Here is a 21,835-nt window from a genome sequence, read left to right on the forward strand (position 1 = left end):
GCGGACCGCCGCACTGGCCAGACCTGTATCAGCAGCGATACTCATTGCAAGAAACATAGAGGGATCCGACATGCTCTGGAAAAAAGGCCGACGTAGCGACAACGTAGTCGATGCTCGCGATGGCGGCAGCAGTGGGGGTGGCGGTGGCATGCGCATCGGTGGCAAGGGACTGGGTATCGGCGGTATCGTGATCATTGTCGCGATCGGCCTGCTGACCGGTCAGGACCCGATGCAGATCCTTGGCCAGTTGACCGGACAGAGCACTGAGCAAACCGCACCGCCCAGCGCACAGACGCGTGAAGCGCCGCCCGCCAACGATCAGCAGGCCGAATTTGTGCGCAGCATTCTGGGCGACACCGAAGACACCTGGCGCGCGGTGTTCGCGCAAAGCGGCCGCGAGTACAAGGACCCGACGCTGGTGCTGTTCAGCGGCCAGGTGAATTCCGCCTGCGGTCGCGCCACCTCGGCGACCGGTCCGTTCTATTGCCCGGCTGACCAGCAGGTCTATCTGGATATGGACTTCTTCCGCGAAATGGCCCAGCGCTTTTCCGCCGCCGGGGACTTCGCTCAGGCTTACGTGATTGCGCACGAAGTCGGGCACCATGTGCAGACACTGCTGGGCATTTCCGCCAAGGTCGACAAAGCGCGTCAGGCCGGGCAAAAAATGGAAGGCAGCAACGGTTTACTGGTGCGCCAGGAGTTGCAGGCCGACTGCTTTGCCGGTGTTTGGGCCTACAACGCACAAAATCGTTTGAACTGGCTTGAGCCGGGTGATATTGAAGAAGCATTGAACGCGGCGAACGCTATCGGCGATGATCGCCTGCAGCAGCAAAGCAGTGGTCGAGTCGCTCCGGACTCCTTCACGCATGGCACGTCTGCACAGCGCGTGCGCTGGTTCAAGGCCGGTTTTGCCGAAGGCCAAATAAATCAATGCGACACGTTCGCTGCCAAGAGTCTCTGAGCACATGATTAAACCGCTTCTGGTCCTGTTGTTAAGCACTGCCTTCGTGAGCCTTGCGGCGCATGCCGAGGATCAAGCGGTTAATTCCATCAGCCCGGATCGTCTGGCGATCAATGGTGCCGAGGCGACGCTCGGGCTGAGCCAGGAGTGGGTGCATCCCAAACCGAAGATCGAGCGTGTGGTGATCGTGCTGCACGGTCGTCTGCGCAACGCGCAAACCTACCTGCGCAGCATCGAACGTGCTGCCAATCAGTCCAGAGAGCGCGGCAAGACCCTGCTGATTGCCCCGCAGTTTCTGGATGAGAAAGACATCGTCGCCCACCATTTGCCGGAATCGATTCTGCGCTGGCGTCAGAACGGCTGGATGGAAGGCGCAACCTCCAGCGGTCCCAAGCCGGTCAGCTCGTTTCTGGTGCTCGACCATATCCTCAAGCGCCTGAGCGACAGCAAGCTGTTCCCCAATCTGAAAGAAATCGTCATTGCCGGGCATTCCGGTGGTGCGCAGGTGGTACAGCGCTACGCGATGATCGGCGGCAAGGAAGACGCGCTGCTGCTACGCGAGGGTGTGAAGCTGCGTTACGTGATTGCCAACCCGTCGTCGTATGCCTATTTCGACGCCGAGCGGCCGGAGCCGGTGACCGCGCAAAGCTGCCCTGACTTTGACGAATGGAAATACGGCCTGAACAAGATGCCGTTCTACTCGGGCAAGGAAAAACCGGCCGACATCGAAAAGAACTACGTGAAGCGTGACATCACTTACCTGCTGGGCGAACTGGACACCGACCGCAATCACCCGGCGCTGGACAAGACCTGTGCAGCCGAAGCACAGGGCCCGTATCGCCTGATTCGCGGGCAGAACTACTTCAACTACCTGCAGAAGCGCCACCCCGAGGGGCTGAACCAGCGTCTGGTGATCGTGCCGAAAGTCGGCCACAACGGCGACGGGATCTTCACATCACCTGAAGGCCAGGCGGTGCTATTCAAGCCGTTCTAAAGTATGAATATCGTCCCCGCGCTCAGCGTTATACACCAGTCCAACCGACTCTCGTGCATTACGCCATGCCTCGCCCTTAGCGACTGCACATAGAAGCGCTTTTTTATCGCGATGGTACTGGCGACGCAGAGTGCGACGTGAGTGACGGCTGAGTCCTGGCGCTGATCCGGGGGTAGCCTGGCAGGACGCCAGGCTAGCCGCACCGTGCCATGGATGGCCCGTTGCGGCGCCCCCCGGATCAGTGTCAGGGCGAAGGAACCCGACGAAGTCGGGCCGGAAACAGGAGCGAGGGGGTTTGCCTACTTTGGCCCCATCAAAGTAGGTCGCCGAGGGGCGAAAAGGGGGCTCGAGTCGAGCCTGAATCTCTCTGATATCGCAGAACTGTGTGACGCGGAGCGTCACGAAATTCATGCCACTGCGGAGCACTGGCACGATAGGCCGTTCAGATCAGCCCAACATCCCGCGCAACGCCCTGCAATCCACCGCGTGCCAGTCGGTCAGTTCCGGCCAGGGGTTCTCCGGCAGGTTGACCAGGATGGTTTTTGCCCCCGCCGCACGGCCGCAGCTCAGGTCGTGCAGGTAATCGCCGATCATGACCATTCTTTCCGGCTCGACCTCCCAGGCGCTCGCCAGCTTCAGCAAGCCGGCCGGGTCGGGTTTGGGCGTCGCTTCGTCACGGCCAAGTACGTCCTCGACGGCGAAACAATCGGCCAGACCGATTGCCTGCAACGTGATATGCGCCAGCTCGCGAGCGTTGCGGGTCAGTATGCCCAACCGATAACCACGCCCTGCCAGCTCGCGAACCAGCTCGACCGCACCCTCGGCAGGCAGCGAACCCAGCGCCAGCTCTCGCTCATGCTCCAGCAGCCAGGCGTGCTTGGCCGCTGACTCGTCCTCTGGCAACGCTGCCAAATGGCCAAGAATGTCGTGGTCCTGCGGGATACCCAGTTCACGCTTGATCGCCGGAAAATCGTGGACCGGCACGGTCAGGGTGCCGTCCATGTCGAATACCCAATGCCGTATGCCGTCGAGTGTCATGCCCAATCCTTTCGGTGACGAATCAATCCTTCCTGGCTGACCGATGCAACCAGTTGCCCGGCGCGGTTGAAGACACTGCCCCGCGAAAAGCCTCGGGAGTTGCCTGCCCACGGGCTGTCCATGGCATACAGCAGCCAGTCATCGGTGCGCAGGTCATTGTGGAACCACAGTGAATGATCAAGGCTGGCCACCTGCATATCGCGCTGCCAGACCGTCTTGCCATGGGGTCGCAACGAGGTGGTCAGCAGGTTGAAATCAGACGCGTAGGCCAGCATGTAACGATGCAGCGCCTGTATGTCCGGCAAGCTGCCATCGGCGCGGAACCACACATACTTGACCGGCTCGCCAGGCTTGGGGTCATACGGGTCCTCGGCCGTCACCGGGCGGAACTGAATCGGCTTGGGGCGCAGAAACTTGTCGTGCGCCGCTTCGGGAATCAGGTGTGCTCGGCTGGTCAGCAGCTCAAGCTCCGACGGCAGGTTCTCCGGGCCGACAATCTGCGGCATCGTAGCCTGATGCTCGAAGCCCTCTTCGTCGTACTGAAACGAAGCGCTGCAGGTAAAGATCGGCTTGCCCTTCTGTATCGCCGTGACACGACGGGTGCTGAAACTGCCGCCGTCACGCACCCGGTCAACCTGATAGACCACCGGCAGACCCGCATCGCCGGGGCGCAGAAAGTAGCCGTGCAGCGAGTGAACGTGCCGGGTGTCCTCGACGGTCTGGCTGGCGGCGGACAATGACTGGCCCAGCACCTGGCCACCAAAAAGCTGGCGGAAACCCAGATCCTGACTACGGCCGCGAAACAGGTTTTCTTCGATGGCTTCCAGCGTCAGCAGCTCAACCAGATCATCCAGCACTTGACTCATTATCACTCCTCGCGCACACCGGCTCTGAACCCGCAAGGCAGCGGTGACCGGTATGATATGTGGCGAGCCTGGGGCCCGCACCTTGGAATGGAATGATACAGAATTTAAGATGGCGGGCTTAATCCTGTTTACAGCTCAGTCAGGGCTCAAGCGTGTTGAGCCACTGCTCACGGCTGATCCGGTACAGCACATGCTGTTTGAGCGGATGGCCGTCCGGCAGGTTGGGGTGCGCGAAGTTGTCGGACTCGTCGTGCTGCATGCCGATCGCCTGCATGACTTTCTGCGATGGCTGGTTGTTCAGCGCGGTGAACGAGACGATCTCTTCCAGCTTCAAACGCTCGAACCCGCAACGCAGCGCGGTCCATGCCGCCTCGCTGGCAAAGCCCAAGCCCCAGTGCTCGCGCGCCAGGCGCCAGCCAATTTCAACGGCGGGCGTGAAAGGCGCCTTGAAACCCACCACATGCAGCCCGGTGAAACCGATGAATTCGCCCGTATCCTTGCGTTCCAGCGCCCATAACCCGAAGCCCAGCTCGGCGAAATGACCGCGTATTCGCCCGATCATGGCGGCGCTTTCAAGACGGCTCAGAGGCGCCGGAAAATAGCGCATGACTTGCGGATCGGTGCACATGGCGGCGAACACGGGCAAGTCGTCGTCACGCCACTGCCGCATCAGCAGTCTGGCACTGTCAAGCTTGAGTATCGGTTCCATCGATTCACCCGTGTTACGAGACCATGGTTACGAGGCTAAGTTACGAGGCCAGTTAATAGTTACGAGGCTATATGGCCGTCAGTGTGAGCATAGTTCCACCAGCCGTTTGCCAGATGACTGGGCGACCGAGCGCATAACTGGCACTATCGGCCTTCGACCTTTGAACGAACATCCAATGCCCCTGCCGCTCATCTATCACGACGACTACAGCCCGGCGTTTCCGGCGGACCATCGGTTCCCTATGGACAAGTTTCGCCTGTTGCGTGACTACTTGGTCGACAGCGGGCTGACCCGTGACGTTCAATTAATACGCCCTGAGTTATGCCCGGCGGACATTCTGGCGCTGGCCCATGATCCGTCCTACATAAGCCGCTACCTCAGTGGCGACCTGTCACGCGAGGATCAGCGACGTCTCGGCCTGCCCTGGAGCGAAGCACTCGCACGACGCACTGTCCGTGCCGTGGGCGGCTCGCTGCTGACCGCCGAATACGCTCTGACGCACGGGCTGGCCTGTCATCTGGCAGGCGGCACGCACCATGCGCACTACGATTACCCGGCCGGTTTCTGCATCTTCAATGACCTGGCCGTGATCAGCCAGTACCTGCTGCAGAGCGGCCGTGTGGATAAAATATTGATCTTCGATTGTGACGTCCATCAGGGCGATGGCACAGCGCGTATTCTGGCGGATACAGAAGATGCAATTACCGTCTCGCTGCACTGTGAAAAGAACTTCCCGGCCCGCAAGGCCCAGAGCGACTGGGACATCCCGCTGCCGATGGGGATGGGCGACGCCGAGTACCTGAACGTTGTCGATGACCTGCTCAATTACCTGCTGCCGTTCTACAAACCGGATCTGGTGCTGTATGACGCAGGCGTGGATGTCCACAAAGACGACGCCCTCGGCTACCTGCAACTGACCGACCAGGGCGTGGCCAGTCGCGACGAGGCGGTGTTACGCCATTGTCTGGGCCGCGACATCCCGGTCATGGGCGTGATCGGCGGCGGTTACAGCAAGGACCGACAGGCACTGGCCAGGCGCCACGGGATTCTGCATCACAGTGCGCAGAAGGTATGGAACGACATGGGTTTGTAACCGCGCGCCGCACTTCACCCCCGTTGCACACCCGAGATGCACACCTGAAAACAGCCCTCGGGTAGAATGCCCCACCCTTCTGCTATCGATAGTCTGCTGACCATGACTCACCTCGCCTCCCCTGCCTGCCGATCCGTTGCCATCATCGGAGGCGGCCCTGCGGGATTGATAGCGGCCGAAGTGCTGAGCGAGGCCGGGTTCAAGGTCGATCTGTATGACGGCATGCCTTCGGTGGGGCGCAAGTTTCTGCTGGCGGGCGTTGGCGGCATGAATATCACCCATTCCGAACCCTACCCTGCCTTTCTGGGGCGCTACGCCGAACGTTCGCCGATGATCGCCCCCCTGTTGCGGGAGTTTGGCGCGGACGCTTTGTGCCAGTGGATTCATGCACTGGGCATCGAGACATTTGTCGGCAGCTCTGGCCGGGTGTTCCCTACCGACATGAAGGCCGCCCCGCTATTGCGTGCATGGCTCAAGCGCCTGCGTGATGCCGGTGTCGTTATCCACACCCGACATCGCTGGCTCGGCTGGAATGCCGACAGCAGCTTGCGTATCGCTCACCCGGACGGCGAACTCGCGCTAAAGCCCGCAGCCACCTTGCTGGCACTGGGCGGTGCCAGCTGGGCTCGCCTGGGTTCCGATGGTGCGTGGCTGCCGTGGCTGCGGGCAAAGCAAGTAGACGTCGCGCCTTTGCAGGCCGCCAACTGCGGTTTCGAAGTGAGTGCCTGGAGCGATCTGTTGCGTGACAAGTTTGCTGGCGCGCCCCTGAAGAACATCGCTATGGGCCTGCATGGCCAAACGCTGCGCCTGGGCGAATGCGTACTGACCGAGACGGGCGTTGAAGGCAGCCTTGTGTACGCACTCTCGGCGCAGATTCGAGAGCAGATCAACCTTGATGGCTCGGCCGTTGTGCAGATTGATCTGCTGCCCGATAAAACGCTGACAGACATTCAAAAAGCGCTGAGCAAACCCCGCGGCTCGCGCTCGATGTCCAAACACCTGCACAGCCAGTTGGGGCTGGACGGTGCAAAGGCCGCGCTGTTACGCGAGCTTGCGCCTCGTGAGGCGTTTGCTGATGGGCTGTTGTTAAGCCAAGCCATCAAGGCACTGCCACTGACCCTGATCACACCGCGCCCGATTGATGAGGCCATCAGCACCGCAGGCGGCGTGACTTTCGAAGCGCTGGACGAACGCCTGATGCTCAGGCAACTGCCGGGCGTGTTCTGCGCAGGCGAAATGCTCGACTGGGAAGCCCCCACCGGCGGCTACCTGCTCACCGCCTGCTTCGCCAGCGGCCGCGCTGCGGGGCTGGGGATGGTTGAGTGGCTGAACTCGCGCTGATCCCTGTGCCTATGTTCTTCGTGGGGATGCATTTCTTTACGCTCTGCGTCTGCGTCACACACCGGCGTCCGGACACCTGATTCAGGCATTAAGGGATGCAGGCCTGAGCTTGGGTTACGCTGGCTGTTTCACCAGGCTGAAGATTTGTGACGCAGAGCGTCACGAACGGCATTCCCACGCGGAGCGTGAGGAACGATAGGCGCTCCTACACTCGCCGCGGCAGCCCTGAATGCGCGATGCGCCTCGAGGCTTTTTGACTATCGTGCCCACGCTCCAGCGTGGGCATGCCGTTCTGGACGCTCTGCGTCCGATCTTGAGTATGCGGCTTCCCTCAAGGCTTCTTCTTGCGTGGCCCGGTGTTGAAGACCGGTACTTTACGCACCGGTTTGACCACTGGCGCAGGCTCTGACTCGCCGCTGTCGACCCATTTACCCAGGTTGCGTTTGCTGCCCGAGACCTTGGGCTTTTTCGGTTTCTTGGGCTTTTTCAGAATCTGGCCGCTGGCGTCAGTGCTTGGCACCCGATGCTCCGGCTCGAAATCCTGTTCTTCATGGCGCTCCAGGGTCTGGCGGGTCAGCACTTCAATGGCCGACAGCAGCTCAACCTCATCGGCACACACCAGGGAAATCGCCTCGCCGGTCTGGCCCGCACGGCCGGTACGACCGATACGGTGGATGTAATCCTCGGCCACGATCGGCAGGTCCAGGTTGACCACGGTCGGTAAGTCATCGATATCCAGACCGCGAGCTGCCACGTCGGTGGCAACCAGGATCTTCACTTCGTTGCTCTTGAAACGATCCAGCGCACGCTGACGGGTGGCCTGCGGTTTGTCGCCATGAATGCCGTCGGCGTTCAAGCCCAGCCCCTGCAAGCGGTCCACCAGTTGATCAACGCCCACGCGGGTCTTGGCGAACACCAGCACCTGCCCCCACCGATGCTTCTTCATCAAGTGAATGAACAGATCCGCCTTGCGCTTCTTGTCCACGGTCACGACCCATTGCTTGACCGAAGACGCCGCGACATTGCGCGGGCTGACTTCGATGGTCAGCGGGTCATTCAGCATTTGCGCGGCCAGCAGGCGAATCTCGTCGGAGAACGTCGCTGAGAACAGCAGCGTCTGACGCTGCTTGGGCAACACGGCATAGATCCCGCGCAGCTCCTCGGCAAAGCCCAGGTCAAGCATGCGGTCGGCTTCATCGAGAATCAGGGTTTGCAACTGAGAGAACCTGATCGCTTTCTGGCGATACAGATCAAGCAGGCGGCCCGGCGTCGCAACCAGCACATCCACGCCCTTGCGCAGCTTCATCATTTGCGGATTGATGCTCACGCCGCCGTAAGCCGCGTAAGTGCTCAGTGGCAAGTGTTCGGCATACTGACGAATGCTCTCGTGAACCTGATCGGCCAGCTCGCGGGTCGGCGCCAGGACCAGCGCACGGATCGAGTTGGGCGCTACTTTGGGGCCTTCCATGGTCAGGCGTTGCAGCAGCGGCAAGGCGAAACCGGCGGTCTTGCCGGTGCCGGTCTGGGCCGCAGCCATCAGATCGCGGCCCGCCAGTACCGGAGGAATGGCCTGTGTCTGTACAGGCGTCGGAGTCTGGTAACCGAGCGCTTCAAGGGCGCGCAGCAAGGGTTCGATCAGGCCAAGAGAGGCGAATGTCATGGGGATACCGTAGGAAAAATTCACGCAAGGCGCGCAGTTTAACCTGTCCGGCCCACCTCGGTTAGCTTGTGCGTGTCGATCCGGCGTCTCGCAGTGGCGGCCTGCGCCATTGCGGCAAGCCAATCAGCACCACGCCGCTGATGATCACCACCATCGCCATGCACTCTTCCGCGCCGATTGTCTCGCCCGCGAACAGCACGCCAAGCATCACCGCAACCGCCGGGTTGACGTAGGCGTAACTGGTGGCGGCGGCCGGACGTACGTTCTTGAGCAGGTACATGTAAGCACTGAACGCGACGATGGAGCCAAACACCACCAGATACAGCAGCGCGCCCCAGCCCGCCGCCGTCGGCATGTGCTCAAGGCGCTCGCCGCTGAGCGCGCTGCCCATCAACAGCGTCGCCCCGGCGGTCAGCATTTCCGCAGCACTGGCCATCGGGCCTTTCGGCAACGGCAGGTGCTTGCTCAGCACCGAGCCGAACGCCCACGATGCAGCAGCGAGGATCACCAGCGCCGCCCCGTAGGGACTGGCTTGCAGGTTGGAGCCGAGATTCAGCAGGCAGATGCCGATCAGGCCCAGCACAATGCCCGCCCACTCAAGGTTGGTCGTGCGATTGCCCCAGAATAGGCCGAACAACAAGGTGAACAGTGGCATGGTTGCCACCGCCAGCGCTGCGATGCCCGACGCGACACCGGCATGCTCGGCCAGCGTCACCCCGCCATTACCGCAGGCCAGCAGCAGAAAACCGATCACGAACGCGGCTTTCCACTCGACCCAGGTCGGCGCAGGCACGCCGCGAAAACGCAAGAAACCGTACATCAGGCACCCGGCAATCATGAAGCGCACGCCTGCCATCATCAGCGGCGGCCACGACTCGACGCCAATGCGGATCACCAGATAGGTCGAACCCCAGATCAGGTACAAGGCAAGAAAGGCACCGATGAGCAACGGCGAAATGCGAACGGACTGGGGCATGGTCAGACTCTGGATGCATTGTTATGGTTGACCTATTGTATGAAGGCCAACCACGAAGATTAAGCAGACAAACCTGTTTAATCCACGCCATAACTTATGAATCAACGCTTGTTCGGCATCCAGACCTTCGTTTTAAAAATCAAACGCCGCGCAACAGGAGGCACGCCATGACCCTGGATAAATACGATCGGATTCTGCTCGATGAACTACTGAAAAACGGCCGCGCCTCTTTTGCGCAATTGGCGAAGCTGGTCAACCTGTCTGCCCCGGCGGTGGCTGAACGAGTTGCCAAGCTGGAAGCCAGCGGGGTGATTACCGGCTACGAGGCCAAGGTCGATCTGTCAAAAGTCGGCCTGCCGATTCAATGCATCATCGAACTGCGCATGGGCAGCCACGGCAACCAGCAGGCCTACAAGGAATTGTGGAAGGTGCCCGAACTGATCCAGTGCTATCGGGTGACAGGCGACCCGTGCGTGATCATGCGCGCGGCGGTCGATTCGATGCCGCACCTTGAGGACCTGATCAACCGGATTGCGCAGTTCGGCTTCAGCAAGACTTCAATCGTGCTGTCGACCGCTGTAGAGCGCAGCCTGCCGTCCGGCTACCTGGTGAAGCACAGCAAGCCGGAGATCAAAAACCGCGCTGACGCTTGAGGGTTTCGCCGATCTTCGCGGCGGGGACTTTTTGCAGTGAGCACAGCATCTGATGGGAAATCCCGGCAATGCCGTGAGTGTGGCGCAGCTCGTTGGTCAGGTACGCCGTCAGGTTGGCGGCCATTTCCGCATCGGCCATGGCCCGGTGAGCCTTGCCGGTATTGGGCAGGCGCGCATAACTGGTCAGCGTGCCGAGCTTGTGATTCGGGGCGCCGGGCATCAGGCGGCGGGCCAGCAGCATCGAGCAGGCGAAGCTCTGTTCGCGCTTGCGCTGGATACGCGACAGTTCGTAGTCCCAAAACTTCTGGTCGAACGAGGCGTTGTGCGCCACCAGCGGCGTCGAACCGACAAAGTCCGCCACATCGCCCATCACCCGCTCGGCGCTGGGGGCAGTGCGAATCATGTTGTTGCTGATCCCGGTCAGCCCTTCGATGAACGCCGGAATACGCACACCGGCATTCATCAGGCTCTGAAAGCGCTCGACGATACGCCCCTGTTCCATGATCACCACGGCAATCTCAGTCGCCCGGCAGCTGTGGTTGGGAGAAATTCCGGTGGTTTCGAAGTCGATGACTGCAATACGTTCCAACACTGGCCTGGCCCTATAAATTCATTTCAGCAACAACGCGCCTTCGATCGGCACATACCGGCTGGCTGCGCGAATCAGCGAGTTCGCAGTGAGGCCCGGCACACCATAGGCCACCGCTTCGACACCGTGTTTACTGATCACGCGTTCGAGCAGCATGTCGAAATCGCCATCGCCCGAGGCCAGCACGACTTCGTCGACTTGCGGCGCGTAGTCCATGATATCGATGGTGATGCCGACATCCCAGTCGCCCTTGGCCGAGCCGTCGCTGCGCTGAATATATGGCTTGAGCCTGACCGTAAAGCCCAGATTGCGCAGGATCTGCTGAAACTGCTGCTGCTTGCTGTCGCCGCGATCAATCGCATACGCAAACGCATGGACGATTTCGCCGCGCTTGCTGATGTCCGCCCACAGCGCAGCGTAATTGAAATGACAGCCATGCGCCTGGCGCACGGTGTAATACAGGTTCTGCACGTCGGCGAACACCGCAATCTTCTTCACCGCAATTCCTCATGGCGGGCAACGCCCACTGGTTACAGCGATCCGGAATGTGAATCGGCGACCAGTATGCCAGCTTGAGGAAGGAATTGAGGGATGGATCGGTGCAGGCCGTGCAGAGGCGCGCGCATCATGGCAGAGATTATCGTTCCCACGCTCCAGCGTGGTAACGCCTTTCCGGACGCTCCGCGCCCGATCCAGAGCACGCAGCGCAGCGCAGATGGGTGACGCAAAGCGTCACCCTGGGCATTCCAACGCTGGAGCGTGAGGAACGCTCATCGCGTTCTCACACAAACGAATCATCGTCCGCAAACATGTCGCCGCCATCATCAAAGCTGTCATCAGCGGTGTACTGCTGATCCGGCTGCCCCCAACTGCTTTGATCATTGATCGAACCCGTATCCTGAACCGGTGGCGCGTCATGAATGACTTCAACGATCTCCTGCGGCTGGCTGTGGTGGCTGAACATGCTGCTGATGCCTTCTGCCAACAGCACGCCGCCCGCAACACCGGCCGCTGTCTTCAGCGCGCCCCCGAGAAAACCGCTACCGGCTGCAGGCGCGGCATAACCGCCCTGTGGCGCTGCGGGCGCAGGTGCCGGATTGAAACCCGCCCCATCACGCCAGCCGCCACCGGTCGCCTGACTCGGTTGAGGCTGCGGCGCGCGCGGTGCGCTGCTGCCGAAGATACTCGACAGAAACCCACCACTTGCAGGGGCCGACGAGGCTTGCCCCTTGGCCTGCTGAAGCTCGGCCTGCAACTGCTGAATCTGCTCGTCGCGCTGTTTCACCTGCTGATTCAACTGATTGACCGCCGCCTCCTGCACCAGAATCGCTTGCGTCATGTAATACGGCGCGGCGGGCTGGCGGGTCAGATGCTCCCTGATACGCGCCTCGGCCGCCGCATCGCGTGGGGCAGATGCCGCTTCCGCGTCTTTCAGTTTCGAAAAAAGACCATCGATCAGGGTTTGTTCTTCGCTGTTCATGACCACCTCACTGAGTTGCCACTGAAATTCTTCCCCGCCTCGATGGCAGGACCATGATCAGAAAATGGGGCCACCTCGACGCGCTTCAATGACATGAAGAAAAAGATAACCAGTCACGGGACCGCACGACCGCTGTGCTTGGTTCGGCAAGGGTCATGGGCTAAAGTGGCGGCCTGCTTTTAGCCTGTGATCTATCTACATGAACCCGCTGACCGTCATCCAGGATTCGCTGTACTTTTTCCGCCGCCACCTGGGCAGCATTCTGGTGCTATGCCTGCCGCTGGTGATCCTCGAAGTCCTCGCCAAGCAAGCGTTGAGCAGCGCCATGTCCGCCGAGGCATCACCGGCCTACGCACTGGTGATCGGGCTGTTTTTCTACCCGATCTACACTGCCGCGCTGATCCTGTTTCTCGACGCCCGCAGCCGTGGCGAAGAGGCGCAAACCCGCGACCTGCTGGCCATGGCCTTGCGCCTGTGGCCCACCTTCGCGGTGCTTTCAGCCATGAGCACCCTGCTGATCATGTTCGGCCTGTCGCTGTTCGTGGTTCCCGGCATCTGGGTGATGGTCAAGCTGGCGTTCAGCGAATACCTGCTGGTGCTGCGCAAACTCACACCGTTCATGGCCATGCGCGAAAGCATGCAGATGACCACCGGGCATTTCACACGCATTCTGGTGTGCGTGCTGAGCGTCTACATTCCGCTCTGGCTGCTTGAAGGCGCCAGCCTTTACCTCTTTCCCGAGCCACAGAGCCTGCCGGTTTCGGTGGCCATCGACAGCCTCAGCAGCTTTCTGCAACTGTTTACCACCATCGTGATGTTTCGCCTGTTCATGCTGGTCAGCGAGCCTGCACACAAGAACTGACGTCAGCGGCGCTGATTCGGTATGCTCGAACCCGAATCCCTCACCGAGCGCCAGGCGCTCCAAGTCGAGCCGATGCCCCGTGTCCTGATACGCCTGACCCTGTCATGCCTGCTGCTGATCGCGGTGCTGCTGGTGCTGGTCTACCAAATGACCTGGCGCCCGCCCGCCCACGAGTTAATCACCGCCAGCTGCAACCCTGCCGTGCAGGCGTCGAAACTGGTGCCCGGACAAGCCCTGAAAGTCATGACCTGGAACATCCAGTACCTAGCGGGCAAACGCTATGTGTTCTGGTACGACATGACCGACGGCAGCGGCCCGGACGAACGCCCGACGCCTGAAGACCTTGCCTACAACCTGGATGAAGTCGCCCGGGTGATTCGCGACGAACAGCCGGACATCGTGCTGCTTCAAGGCGTGGACGACGGCGCCAAAAATTCCGATTACCAGGATCAGTTGAAGCTGCTGGAAGAGCGCCTGATCGACCTGTACCCATGCAGCACCCAGGCGTTCTACTGGAAAGCGGAGTTCGTACCCAACCCGCATATCTGGGGCAGCGTCGGCAGAAAACTCGCCACCCTCAGCCGCTTCCATATCGACAGCGCCGAACGCCTGCAACTGCCGGTGCCCGACGCCAACCTCATCAGCCGCCAGTTCCAGCCCAAGGATGCCCTGCTGGTCAGCTACCTGCCCCTGCGCGACGGCGGCAAAGTGGCCGTTATCAACACCAGCCTGAGCACCGCCAAACAAAGCGGTACAGCTCAAAAACAAATCGCGGCCACTGAAACGCTGCTGGACAAACTCGAAGGCAGCGGCACGCCCTGGCTGATCGGCGGCGACTTCAACCTGCTGCCGCTGGGCCAATACCAGCGCCTCCCCGAACAGCAGCGCCTCGGCTATGCAGCAGACAGCGAACTGCACGAGCTGTGGGAAAAGTACCCGATGATCCCCACCAATGCCGAATCGAGCGGCATTGATCGCAGCAAATGGCTGACCCACTTCCCGAATGACAGCCGCATCAACGGGCCGGACCGGACGGTGGATTATCTGTTCTACAGCCCGAGTTTGAAGCGGGTCAGTGCCAGAGTGCGCAGGGATGACACGCTGTTGATCTCTGATCACCTGCCAGTGATCGGGCGGTTTTTGTTGCCGGTTTTGCCTTGAGGGGCAACCAGGCCTGGCCTTACTTCTGAGGTACTGCCAACGGCGCAGTGACAATGGGTGCACGGCTGACGCGAGTGAACCAGACGTTGGACAGGAACACCGCGACGCAAACCGCAGTCACCAGCAATGGCACCCAGAATGTATGCCAGGCGGACAGCATGAACTCTGCGGCGAGTGCAATGACAGGCACGCAAGGCGTCAGAATCGAGACCCGCCCTCCGCCCAGTTGCTGGATCGAATACTGAAGGCTGAACACCGGTATCAGTACTGAAACGACTGCCAGACCGACAAGCTGGAACAACATCTGCGTATCAAGCGTGAACAGTTGAACAAGGCCTTCCCTGCCGACCCATCCGGTGACAAGCATCAGCAGAAAAAACCGCGTACAGAGGATGTCCATGGCGCTGTACTGTTTTCCCAGGTTAAGACGCCCCGAACAATACACATAGACACCACCGGTAATCCCCGCCACTGTTGCCAGCGCAATCCCCTCATACAGGCGCTCGACACTGACCATCGCCGTAGCCCCGAGCAGCACGCGAACAATCACCAGCGCCATTAGTGAGGCAAGTATCAACAGCGCACCAATCCAGCGAAAGCGACTGATCGGCGTCTTCAAGGCGATGGCTTCGCAGATCAGGACAACCAGCGGCATCCACCCTTGATAAATCGCCGACTCGACGGAGGCTTCTATTCGTTGAAGGGCCATGAACATGAACCACCAACTGAACAGCGTCAGTACATTGATCAATACCACCGCCCGCCATTGCTCGCGTAACAGGCGAAGCGGATCATGCCCCCGCAGTAAATGGACGATATAGAACGTCGCCCATGCCATCAGAAAGGTGATGAACGTCAGAGTCGCACCGCTGATGCGAGAGAACGCAAACATGACCCATACGGCTGAAAGGGCAGTCGACAGGCAGTAGACCGCCATGCTGAAAGCGCCAAGATACCCTGCGTTCATGATCTCTCCCGGTGCACGATTCCTGTAAACGACACGCGCCTCATCCAAACCCTCAAAGTGCTTCGACCTGAGTCGGCTGATAACCCTGAAGCGCATCGAAATCCGCACGCAGAGACTTGGGATCGAGGTTGTAGAACGTCAGGATTCCTGCGTTATCGGCCAGCGACTTCGAATCTACGACCATGCCCGGCGAAACCTTCCATTCGATGACGAATTCGCTGGAAATCGGCGGATTGTTCAACTGGCTTATCTTGCCTTTGCGCAACGGCAGCAAGGCGGACACGACATTGTTTTTGGAATGTGGCTGGATGGCATTCAGTTTTTCAGAGCCTGCCGTCAGGTACAGATTGGCGTCGATCAGATTGATGTCACTGTTTTTCTCGTGGTACGGCACACCAATACCACCCGGAACGCGCGCAGCTATTTCGAGAAAGATAGGTTCGCCGCTCGCATGATCGACAAACAGCTCGTGATGCGTTGAGCCGTTACGAAAATTCAACGCGGCAATGACATCCCGATTGAATGCCTCCAGCCGGGACTTCAGCGCCGGGTCGAGCACTGGAATAACGCTCAGCGGTTTACCCTGGACGAAATCAAAGTTGGTGCAGCCCAGTTCAAGCAACCCGCAATACCTGACTTCGCCGTCGACAACGAACGAATCGCACTGGAACATCTGCCCATTGATGAACTCGTCAACTTCGTATTCGAAGTGAAACAGCGAAGCCGTTATCTGGTCGCGCGTCGTCAGAAAACCGGCCTTGTCGTGAACGATAGACACTTCGAAACTGCCTGCGGAATTCACCGGTTTGATCACCAGAGGCAACCCGAAGGCAGCGCATAATTCTGTGTAATAGCCCTCGGGGTCACGCGCCAGACGAGCCTGGTCCAGCTTTGCAAACGCGGGAATGCGAATGCCTTTGCTGTTTACTGCGCCTTTCATGCGTACTTTGTCCCGGAAGTTCGATACAACCTCCAGCGTGTCGCCTTCAATACCGAACTCTTCTCTGAGCAGCGCCGCCAACTCCACATGGCATTCTTCCTGACAGAAGATCCTGATTGCAGACGAATCCCCCCCCAGTTTGCGCAACTCGTCACTGACGACCAGACGACACTGTTCATGGTCCAGCAGCGTACGAATATTGCGATGCGGATCGCCGTCAGCTCGAATAATCACCGACATATGCGACTCGATCTTGTCGAGCAGTACATCCGCACGATCGGCGATCAGTACCGTTCTGCAAGTGTCGTGCAGCGTCTTCAAGGCTGTGACACTGGCAAAATTCAGGTAGTGGGGTGTCAGGAAAACAATCGTTTTAACCATGATGGCCATCCTCGATAAAGTCGACGTTCATGCGGTAAAGCAGACGGGCGTCATCGCCGCCCACACTTTTGGGAATCACCGGGCCTCGGTGCATTGTCGAAAAGTTGTCCCAGATGACGATGTCGCCAGGCGTGTATCTGTGCTCATAACGAGGCGCATGAAGCACCAGGAAGTCCAGCAATGTGTCCAGAACGTGACGGGCCAGATCATCCGGCAAACCTTTGATGCGCATTGACGTTCCGGCAGTGGCGTAAAGCGAGCGAGCGCCGGACAGCGGGTGAACAGCGACCAGAGGATGAAGGACAGCGCCGTCCACGTGCCGGACCTCACTGTCATTCAAGGCCTGCGATTTGGCATCGGCATTTCGCAGCACATCGCGATTGCCGAACGAGTGGTAGACATCCAGCGCATCGAGATCCAGCGCCTGAATGAATTGCGGGCATTCACGGCTGTTCATCCATTGCTGTACAGCCTGCAACCCCGCAACACAATCCATGAACTCGGTCTCGCCGCGCAAAGCAGGAACCTGCACGGACAGCATCGAGGTAAACACTGTATTGGCGGTCTTGTACGACATATCCGTATGCCAATAAGCCCCACCATCGTGCACTCCCAAAGGCCGGTCTTCCTTGTAGACGTTAGTAATGGCCAGTACTTCCCGATAATCCTTCAGGCAGAACTGTTCCAGCACATGCAGCACCGGAGTGCCCAGGCGACGGATCAGCCGGACATAGGGCTCTACCGCGATATCCTTGTTCGCAATGACCACGACCTTGTTTCGAGCGACTTCGTGACGCAACTCCATGTCCGACATGTGTATCGCATCACCGAGCTGCATGCGCAGAGGCGCGAACGGCCTCATGCCCATGACACACGCTCCTGCACCAGAGGTTGCTCAGCGTTGGCGTTGACAGAAGGAATCATGGTGTTGACCGACGCATACCCTGACGCAGCACCTGCCACGTAAAGTCCATCAATGGGACTCTGGCCGTTCTGATGTGCGGCAAAGCCGGTGCTTTGGTCCAGAAGTTGCGGCCAGTCTGTCGCCGGCAATTGCGCGGTAATGCCTGTTGCGGAAACCAGACGGCAATCGTCTCTCTGATAATCAATCCGCAACACGTAACCCGGCGCGTCATTCAAGCGGCTCGACAGCCCCTCTTTGGCCGATGCCTCACAGGAGCCTTTCAGCAGCGGGTGGCTGTTCAGCTCTTCAGACAGTACCAGCCTTAATGCCCCGTCCACTGCCTGCAGCTCGCTGTATGCGTGCAACCACAGACGCGCTCGACTGGCCGAAGCATGGTTGTTCAGCGGCCCTTCACACGTATTGGCGGTGGACTTGGCAATCATTTCCAGCGTGCGCTGACTAAGCGAGCGTAAGGCAAAACGGTTGTCGGTTTCCTGCGGATAAAGTCCGAGGTAAGACTTGACCAGAATGGTGATATTGCGAGCCAGGGGCGCCAACAACAGGGCAATCTGGAACGCGCTATTGCCGCTGCCAAATATGAAGACGTCTTTGTCCCTGTAACTTTCTATCTGTTCGCAACTGGCTTCGCTATAAACGTCGAAACAGCTTTTCCATTGCGTCCCTTGCAAAGGGATCGGCGCACACTTTGGCCGTATGCCGGTGGCCAGAATCACTTGCGATGCCCTGAGAATCCGTTTATTTCGGGCGTCGCCCAGAACCATCTCGAACAGATCAGCGTTTTTTTTCAGTCTCAGCACCCGATCCTGAACGAGGGTGAAGGGCAGCGCTTCAAAGTTGCCTTTGATGTAATTTGCGTATTCACTGCCGGTCGGGCTGATCGACAGATGCTGCATGAAATTCCTGAGCGGAAGTGGAGCACCCGCTATCTCCAGTTCATTGCAATACGACTGCAAAGGCAAATCACCCATCATGCCCATGCAACCACCGAAGAAATCACTGACCACGGCGACCTTCAAGTCTTTGCCAAGCAGCCTTATCGACTCACTCAGACCCGCAGGACCACCACCTATTACGATGACATCGAACACGCACTGATCCATTACATTGCCTCCATACGCCTGCAGGCCTCGTCCAGAACGGGCCTCGACGCCGAGAATGAAAACCTGACCTGGCTGTGGCGGCCGTCCAGATAAAACGGAGTAGCCGCCAAAGGCATCACACCCACATGTTCGGCCATATGCTGGCTGAATCGATGGGCCTCCATCTGCGGCGCAATCTGCGAATAATCGGCCATGATGTAATGCCCGCCATGGGGAAGACCGATCTGGAAGCCCGCAGCGGTGAGGGTGCGGGCCAGACGATCACGCTTGTCGCGGTAAAGCGTTTGCAGTCCGTCAATGCGCTGTGGCGTCAAGGTGTCCAGTAACAGCGCCGTAGCTGCCTGTAGCGGGCGAGGCTGGCAGTAACTGAGATAAAGGTGACGCGCATAGGCACTTTCAACCAGTTGAGTATCTCCGAGCAGCCAACCGATGCGGACGCCCGTCATGGAGAGCATTTTTGACGCGCTCCCTGCACTCAACCACCTGAATGATCTTTCCGGGAGACTGCCGGAATCTATCGTTTCATAGCTGTAGTACTGGTAGGCCTCGTCCAGAATGACCAGAAAATCATAAGTGGCCGAGAGGGCCTGCAGTTGCTTCCAGTCCTCGTCACCCATGCACCAGCCGGTAGGGTTGTGCGGCGTGTTGAGCAGCAGGATTCGCGCCCCCTCGCGAAGCCTGGCTTCGACCAGCCCCCAGTCAGGACCACCAACGGGGGCCGCCGACGCAAGCGGTACGGTCACGAAATCCATTCCGCAAAGACTGGCGAGCCCCGGATAATAAGGATAAAACGGTTCAAAAAAGATAACCCTGTTGCCAAACTCTGATCGGCCCGCCATCAACGCAAGAAATAATGCTTCCGTGCATCCCGAAGTGATCACTACATCTGTATCAGCACAGCCTCCGGGTAAAAAACGCTGTGCAATTCGCTCACGTATAATACGTTCCCCGCGAGGGTCGGCATATTGCCAACCCTCTACAAGTTGAGTCACCAATACACTATTCATTTCATCGTCAAACAGTGGCTCAGGAAGCCCTTGGGACAAGTTTACCGCTTGCATCTGATGGGCATAGTTGCTGGCGTCTTTAAACAGGGCAGCACGGTCGACTAATTCCAAGAGTTTCATTGCGCCTGACCTCCTTCACATGAATAACGAACTTATGAATGGGTGGCGATGCGATTGAGCCCCTTCCAGAATTGCGTCAGCAACCCGAGAACATCATGAGCGCCCTCCAGAATGTCGCCCCCCTTGTCGCCGTGTCTGGCTGCTTCCATGACCGCATCACTGATCCATTCCACGTGATCCGTTTCGACCAGCATGTGCAGATAGAAATAGGTGAAGTCTTCGTGCTTCCATCCCTCGTAGAGCCTGAAACCCTCGTAAAGATTGGCGATCATGGGGAAGCCAAACTCTTCGATGATGTAATGAGCACCAATGGCATGCTCAGTAGAACCTTCGAGGAAAATCCGCTTCAGACCGTCCACCAACTGGTGAGCCTCAGGAATGTAATCGACGGTTTGCCAATCATCGAGTTCGATGCCTACGCCTTTGAGAACACGTTGAAACATCAGGAAGTGTGCCTCGCCAACGCCATCGCCCAATTCGGAAACGACGGTGCGCGCCAACTTCATTCTGATCAATTCATTTTCAGTACGGTGCGAGGTACCCGCCAGAATCTGAGGAAAGGTTCGAATGTAATAAAAGTACTGTTGAAATACGCGTTTCAGAACAGGCTTTGGCAGAGGTGCCTTACGAAAAGTCTTGTAGAAGACATTTTCATTGATCCCTGATTCGTCAATCATGTGCTTCATCGAGAGAATGATGTCTTCACCGGTAAGACTGTCCAACTCTTTTCTCTGGGCCAGCATAGGTACCTCCAAGTAAGATAAGGTTGTCTGAATGGCTGAGACGATGTCCATCGCCTGTTTCATATAGTAAACAGCGATTTCCTTAGAGCCAATTGATTGTTGCAATGATCAATGAGTTACCGATATAGAAAATCTGCGATAGGATCCACTTCTATTTTTTATTGACTGAAATCAATAAGTTGCAAAACCGGTAACGCGAGGCAGTTTACAAAAAGGTAAGCTTGCTAACCTTTTAAAATAAAGGAGGCATGGGGGGAAAACTCTCAAAAGCCCTTGAATTAACTGGAATTTCTTATAGTGAACAAGAATTTTGTGGATATAGCGTGTGTCATCAGGACGGAACGCGCTGCACGAGGCTGGTCCATCGGCACCCTGAGTGAGCATTCAGGGGTGTCCAAAGCGATGATCAGCAAGATCGAAAATGCCCAGACGAGCCCGACCTCCAGCATTCTGGGCAAGCTTTCCGGAGCGTTCGGCCTGCCTCTCTCCACACTGCTTCATCGCGCGGAAGGTCGCTCGGGACTGCTGTCAAAGGCCAGTGAACAACCGGTCTGGGTTGACCCCGAAACAGGCTACAGCCGCCAGAAGGTTTCCCCCCCCGAGGGATGGCCGCTCGAACTGGTCAACGTAAAAATCCCGCCTGGCGTCAGCATCAGCTACCCGGCAACCGCCTACGCATTTCTCCATCAACAGGTCTGGGTCACTCAGGGGCAACTGACGTTCACCAAAGGGCAGATCACGTATCTGCTTGAGAAAGGCGACTGCCTGCAACTGGGCTCACCCGAGGAGAAATGCACGTTTAGCAATGAGACTGAGGAGACGTGTGAGTACGTGGTGGCGCTGGTTTACCGGTGAGAGCACGTGACTTGAATCTATGATCAAAACAGTTTGAACCGTTTTTGGAAGCGCTCGCCTAATGATTAGCCTGTGGATACTCCCACAGGCAGCGTGCCAATACCGGCATACACCAAAGGGTGAACAACGTGGCTAAAGACGACAAGAAAAGCAAAGGCGAAGCCTCAAAAGCCAGCAAGGACCTGAAAGACAAGAAGGCATCCCCGGAAAAGAAATCAGCAGCGGCCTCGACGCTTTCCAAGTCTTCTGAAAAGAAAGACAAGAAGAAAGACGCTGAGCCAAAGAAATCTGTAAAAAAAGCTGATAGCAAGCCGGAAAAGGCCAAGAAATCAGAGAAGGCTGAAAAGCCGGCTAAAAAGAAAAAGTGATATCTGCTGCCTGCCAGGGCTTAGCGACCTGGCGTCCCAAACGTTA

Annotated in this window: 23 protein-coding genes; 9 read left to right on the top strand and 14 right to left on the bottom strand. The window is 58.4% G+C overall.

Annotated elements, in window-relative coordinates; translation table 11 throughout:
- Window positions 1-70 precede the first annotated feature (70 nt).
- Together ypfJ and I9H07_RS20545 are read left to right on the top strand one after the other, a co-directional pair.
- Window positions 71-961, top strand: coding sequence for a KPN_02809 family neutral zinc metallopeptidase (gene ypfJ / locus I9H07_RS20540; RefSeq protein WP_058824408.1), 891 nt, complete (start codon window positions 71-73; stop codon window positions 959-961).
- A gap of 4 nt (window positions 962-965) precedes the next feature.
- On the top strand, window positions 966-1,955 hold the full coding sequence (locus tag I9H07_RS20545; protein WP_058392847.1) for a hypothetical protein: 990 nt from the start codon (window positions 966-968) through the stop codon (window positions 1,953-1,955).
- 447 nt (window positions 1,956-2,402) lie between these two features.
- Here the strand turns inward: I9H07_RS20545 and I9H07_RS20550 are convergent, their stop codons facing one another.
- From I9H07_RS20550 to I9H07_RS20560, 3 genes are all read right to left on the bottom strand, one after another.
- Window positions 2,403-2,993, bottom strand: coding sequence for an HAD family hydrolase (locus tag I9H07_RS20550; RefSeq protein WP_024673468.1), 591 nt, complete (start codon window positions 2,991-2,993; stop codon window positions 2,403-2,405).
- Window positions 2,990-3,859: an acyl-CoA thioesterase II gene (gene tesB, locus I9H07_RS20555; protein ID WP_024646835.1), complete on the bottom strand. Its 870-nt coding sequence runs from the start codon at window positions 3,857-3,859 to the stop codon at window positions 2,990-2,992. Before tesB ends, I9H07_RS20550 begins: the two co-directional genes overlap by 4 nt.
- A gap of 139 nt (window positions 3,860-3,998) precedes the next feature.
- The gene (locus I9H07_RS20560) at window positions 3,999-4,568 is read right to left on the bottom strand and encodes a GNAT family N-acetyltransferase (RefSeq protein ID WP_024673469.1); all 570 of its coding nucleotides are present in this window, start codon (window positions 4,566-4,568) and stop codon (window positions 3,999-4,001) included.
- 175 nt (window positions 4,569-4,743) lie between these two features.
- Here I9H07_RS20560 and I9H07_RS20565 point away from each other — a divergent pair, with 175 nt between their 5' ends.
- Together I9H07_RS20565 and I9H07_RS20570 are read left to right on the top strand one after the other, a co-directional pair.
- Window positions 4,744-5,661, top strand: coding sequence for a histone deacetylase family protein (locus I9H07_RS20565; protein WP_058391269.1), 918 nt, complete (start codon window positions 4,744-4,746; stop codon window positions 5,659-5,661).
- Between the two features lie 102 nt (window positions 5,662-5,763).
- Complete coding sequence (locus I9H07_RS20570; protein WP_236424142.1) at window positions 5,764-7,002, top strand: TIGR03862 family flavoprotein; 1,239 nt, start codon at window positions 5,764-5,766, stop codon at window positions 7,000-7,002.
- A 331-nt stretch (window positions 7,003-7,333) separates the two neighbouring features.
- Here the strand turns inward: I9H07_RS20570 and I9H07_RS20575 are convergent, their stop codons facing one another.
- Together I9H07_RS20575 and yedA are read right to left on the bottom strand one after the other, a co-directional pair.
- Complete coding sequence (locus tag I9H07_RS20575) at window positions 7,334-8,662, bottom strand: DEAD/DEAH box helicase (protein ID WP_236424144.1); 1,329 nt, start codon at window positions 8,660-8,662, stop codon at window positions 7,334-7,336.
- A gap of 61 nt (window positions 8,663-8,723) precedes the next feature.
- Window positions 8,724-9,638 carry a drug/metabolite exporter YedA gene (gene yedA, locus I9H07_RS20580; RefSeq protein ID WP_024673560.1) on the bottom strand — a complete coding sequence of 305 codons (915 nt, stop codon included), beginning with the start codon at window positions 9,636-9,638 and terminating at the stop codon, window positions 8,724-8,726.
- A gap of 167 nt (window positions 9,639-9,805) precedes the next feature.
- On the opposite strand from yedA, the gene I9H07_RS20585 reads away from it, so the two are divergent.
- The gene (locus I9H07_RS20585; RefSeq protein ID WP_024673561.1) at window positions 9,806-10,291 is read left to right on the top strand and encodes an Lrp/AsnC family transcriptional regulator; all 486 of its coding nucleotides are present in this window, start codon (window positions 9,806-9,808) and stop codon (window positions 10,289-10,291) included.
- Here the strand turns inward: I9H07_RS20585 and I9H07_RS20590 are convergent.
- From I9H07_RS20590 to I9H07_RS20600, 3 genes are all read right to left on the bottom strand, one after another.
- Complete coding sequence (locus tag I9H07_RS20590; protein WP_024643826.1) at window positions 10,269-10,880, bottom strand: 3'-5' exonuclease; 612 nt, start codon at window positions 10,878-10,880, stop codon at window positions 10,269-10,271. The two genes, I9H07_RS20585 and I9H07_RS20590, sit on opposite strands and share 23 nt — an antisense overlap.
- A 21-nt stretch (window positions 10,881-10,901) precedes the next feature.
- Window positions 10,902-11,378, bottom strand: a complete 477-nt coding sequence (locus tag I9H07_RS20595) for an NYN domain-containing protein (RefSeq protein WP_024643827.1) — start codon at window positions 11,376-11,378, stop codon at window positions 10,902-10,904.
- A 283-nt stretch (window positions 11,379-11,661) separates the two neighbouring features.
- A complete protein-coding gene (locus tag I9H07_RS20600) occupies window positions 11,662-12,360 on the bottom strand; it encodes a DUF2076 domain-containing protein (RefSeq protein WP_024672082.1) in 699 nt (232 codons plus the stop codon).
- 199 nt (window positions 12,361-12,559) lie between these two features.
- Between I9H07_RS20600 and I9H07_RS20605 the strand changes: the two genes are divergently transcribed.
- Together I9H07_RS20605 and I9H07_RS20610 are read left to right on the top strand one after the other, a co-directional pair.
- Entirely contained in the window at window positions 12,560-13,222 is a 663-nt protein-coding gene (locus tag I9H07_RS20605; protein ID WP_024672081.1) for a YciC family protein, read from the top strand.
- Window positions 13,223-13,243: 21 nt separating this feature from the next.
- Window positions 13,244-14,383 carry an endonuclease/exonuclease/phosphatase family protein gene (locus tag I9H07_RS20610; protein WP_236424146.1) on the top strand — a complete coding sequence of 380 codons (1,140 nt, stop codon included), beginning with the start codon at window positions 13,244-13,246 and terminating at the stop codon, window positions 14,381-14,383.
- 19 nt (window positions 14,384-14,402) lie between these two features.
- Here I9H07_RS20610 and I9H07_RS20615 read toward each other — a convergent pair whose 3' ends face one another.
- From I9H07_RS20615 to I9H07_RS20640, 6 genes are read right to left on the bottom strand one after another with little or no spacing between them, the layout of a single operon-like run.
- Window positions 14,403-15,350 (bottom strand): DMT family transporter, encoded by a 948-nt coding sequence (locus I9H07_RS20615; RefSeq protein WP_024672079.1) that lies wholly within the window; start codon window positions 15,348-15,350, stop codon window positions 14,403-14,405.
- Window positions 15,351-15,402: 52 nt separating this feature from the next.
- Window positions 15,403-16,671 (bottom strand): ATP-grasp domain-containing protein, encoded by a 1,269-nt coding sequence (locus I9H07_RS20620; RefSeq protein WP_058825008.1) that lies wholly within the window; start codon window positions 16,669-16,671, stop codon window positions 15,403-15,405.
- Window positions 16,664-17,539 (bottom strand): TauD/TfdA dioxygenase family protein, encoded by an 876-nt coding sequence (locus I9H07_RS20625; protein WP_058825001.1) that lies wholly within the window; start codon window positions 17,537-17,539, stop codon window positions 16,664-16,666. Before I9H07_RS20625 ends, I9H07_RS20620 begins: the two co-directional genes overlap by 8 nt.
- Window positions 17,530-18,684: an NAD(P)/FAD-dependent oxidoreductase gene (locus tag I9H07_RS20630; protein WP_200866788.1), complete on the bottom strand. Its 1,155-nt coding sequence runs from the start codon at window positions 18,682-18,684 to the stop codon at window positions 17,530-17,532. Before I9H07_RS20630 ends, I9H07_RS20625 begins: the two co-directional genes overlap by 10 nt.
- Before the next feature lie 11 nt (window positions 18,685-18,695).
- A complete protein-coding gene (locus I9H07_RS20635; protein ID WP_024672075.1) occupies window positions 18,696-19,823 on the bottom strand; it encodes a pyridoxal phosphate-dependent aminotransferase in 1,128 nt (375 codons plus the stop codon).
- Window positions 19,824-19,855: 32 nt separating this feature from the next.
- Window positions 19,856-20,566, bottom strand: a complete 711-nt coding sequence (locus I9H07_RS20640; RefSeq protein WP_024672074.1) for an iron-containing redox enzyme family protein — start codon at window positions 20,564-20,566, stop codon at window positions 19,856-19,858.
- Window positions 20,567-20,863: 297 nt separating this feature from the next.
- Here I9H07_RS20640 and I9H07_RS20645 point away from each other — a divergent pair, with 297 nt between their 5' ends.
- A complete protein-coding gene (locus I9H07_RS20645) occupies window positions 20,864-21,421 on the top strand; it encodes a helix-turn-helix domain-containing protein (protein WP_024672073.1) in 558 nt (185 codons plus the stop codon).
- Between the two features lie 119 nt (window positions 21,422-21,540).
- Complete coding sequence (locus I9H07_RS20650) at window positions 21,541-21,789, top strand: hypothetical protein (protein WP_024672072.1); 249 nt, start codon at window positions 21,541-21,543, stop codon at window positions 21,787-21,789.
- The last annotated feature ends 46 nt before the right edge of the window (window positions 21,790-21,835 follow it).

It is taken from the genome of Pseudomonas syringae, assembly GCF_023278085.1.
GTDB lineage: Bacteria > Pseudomonadota > Gammaproteobacteria > Pseudomonadales > Pseudomonadaceae > Aquipseudomonas > Aquipseudomonas syringae_Q.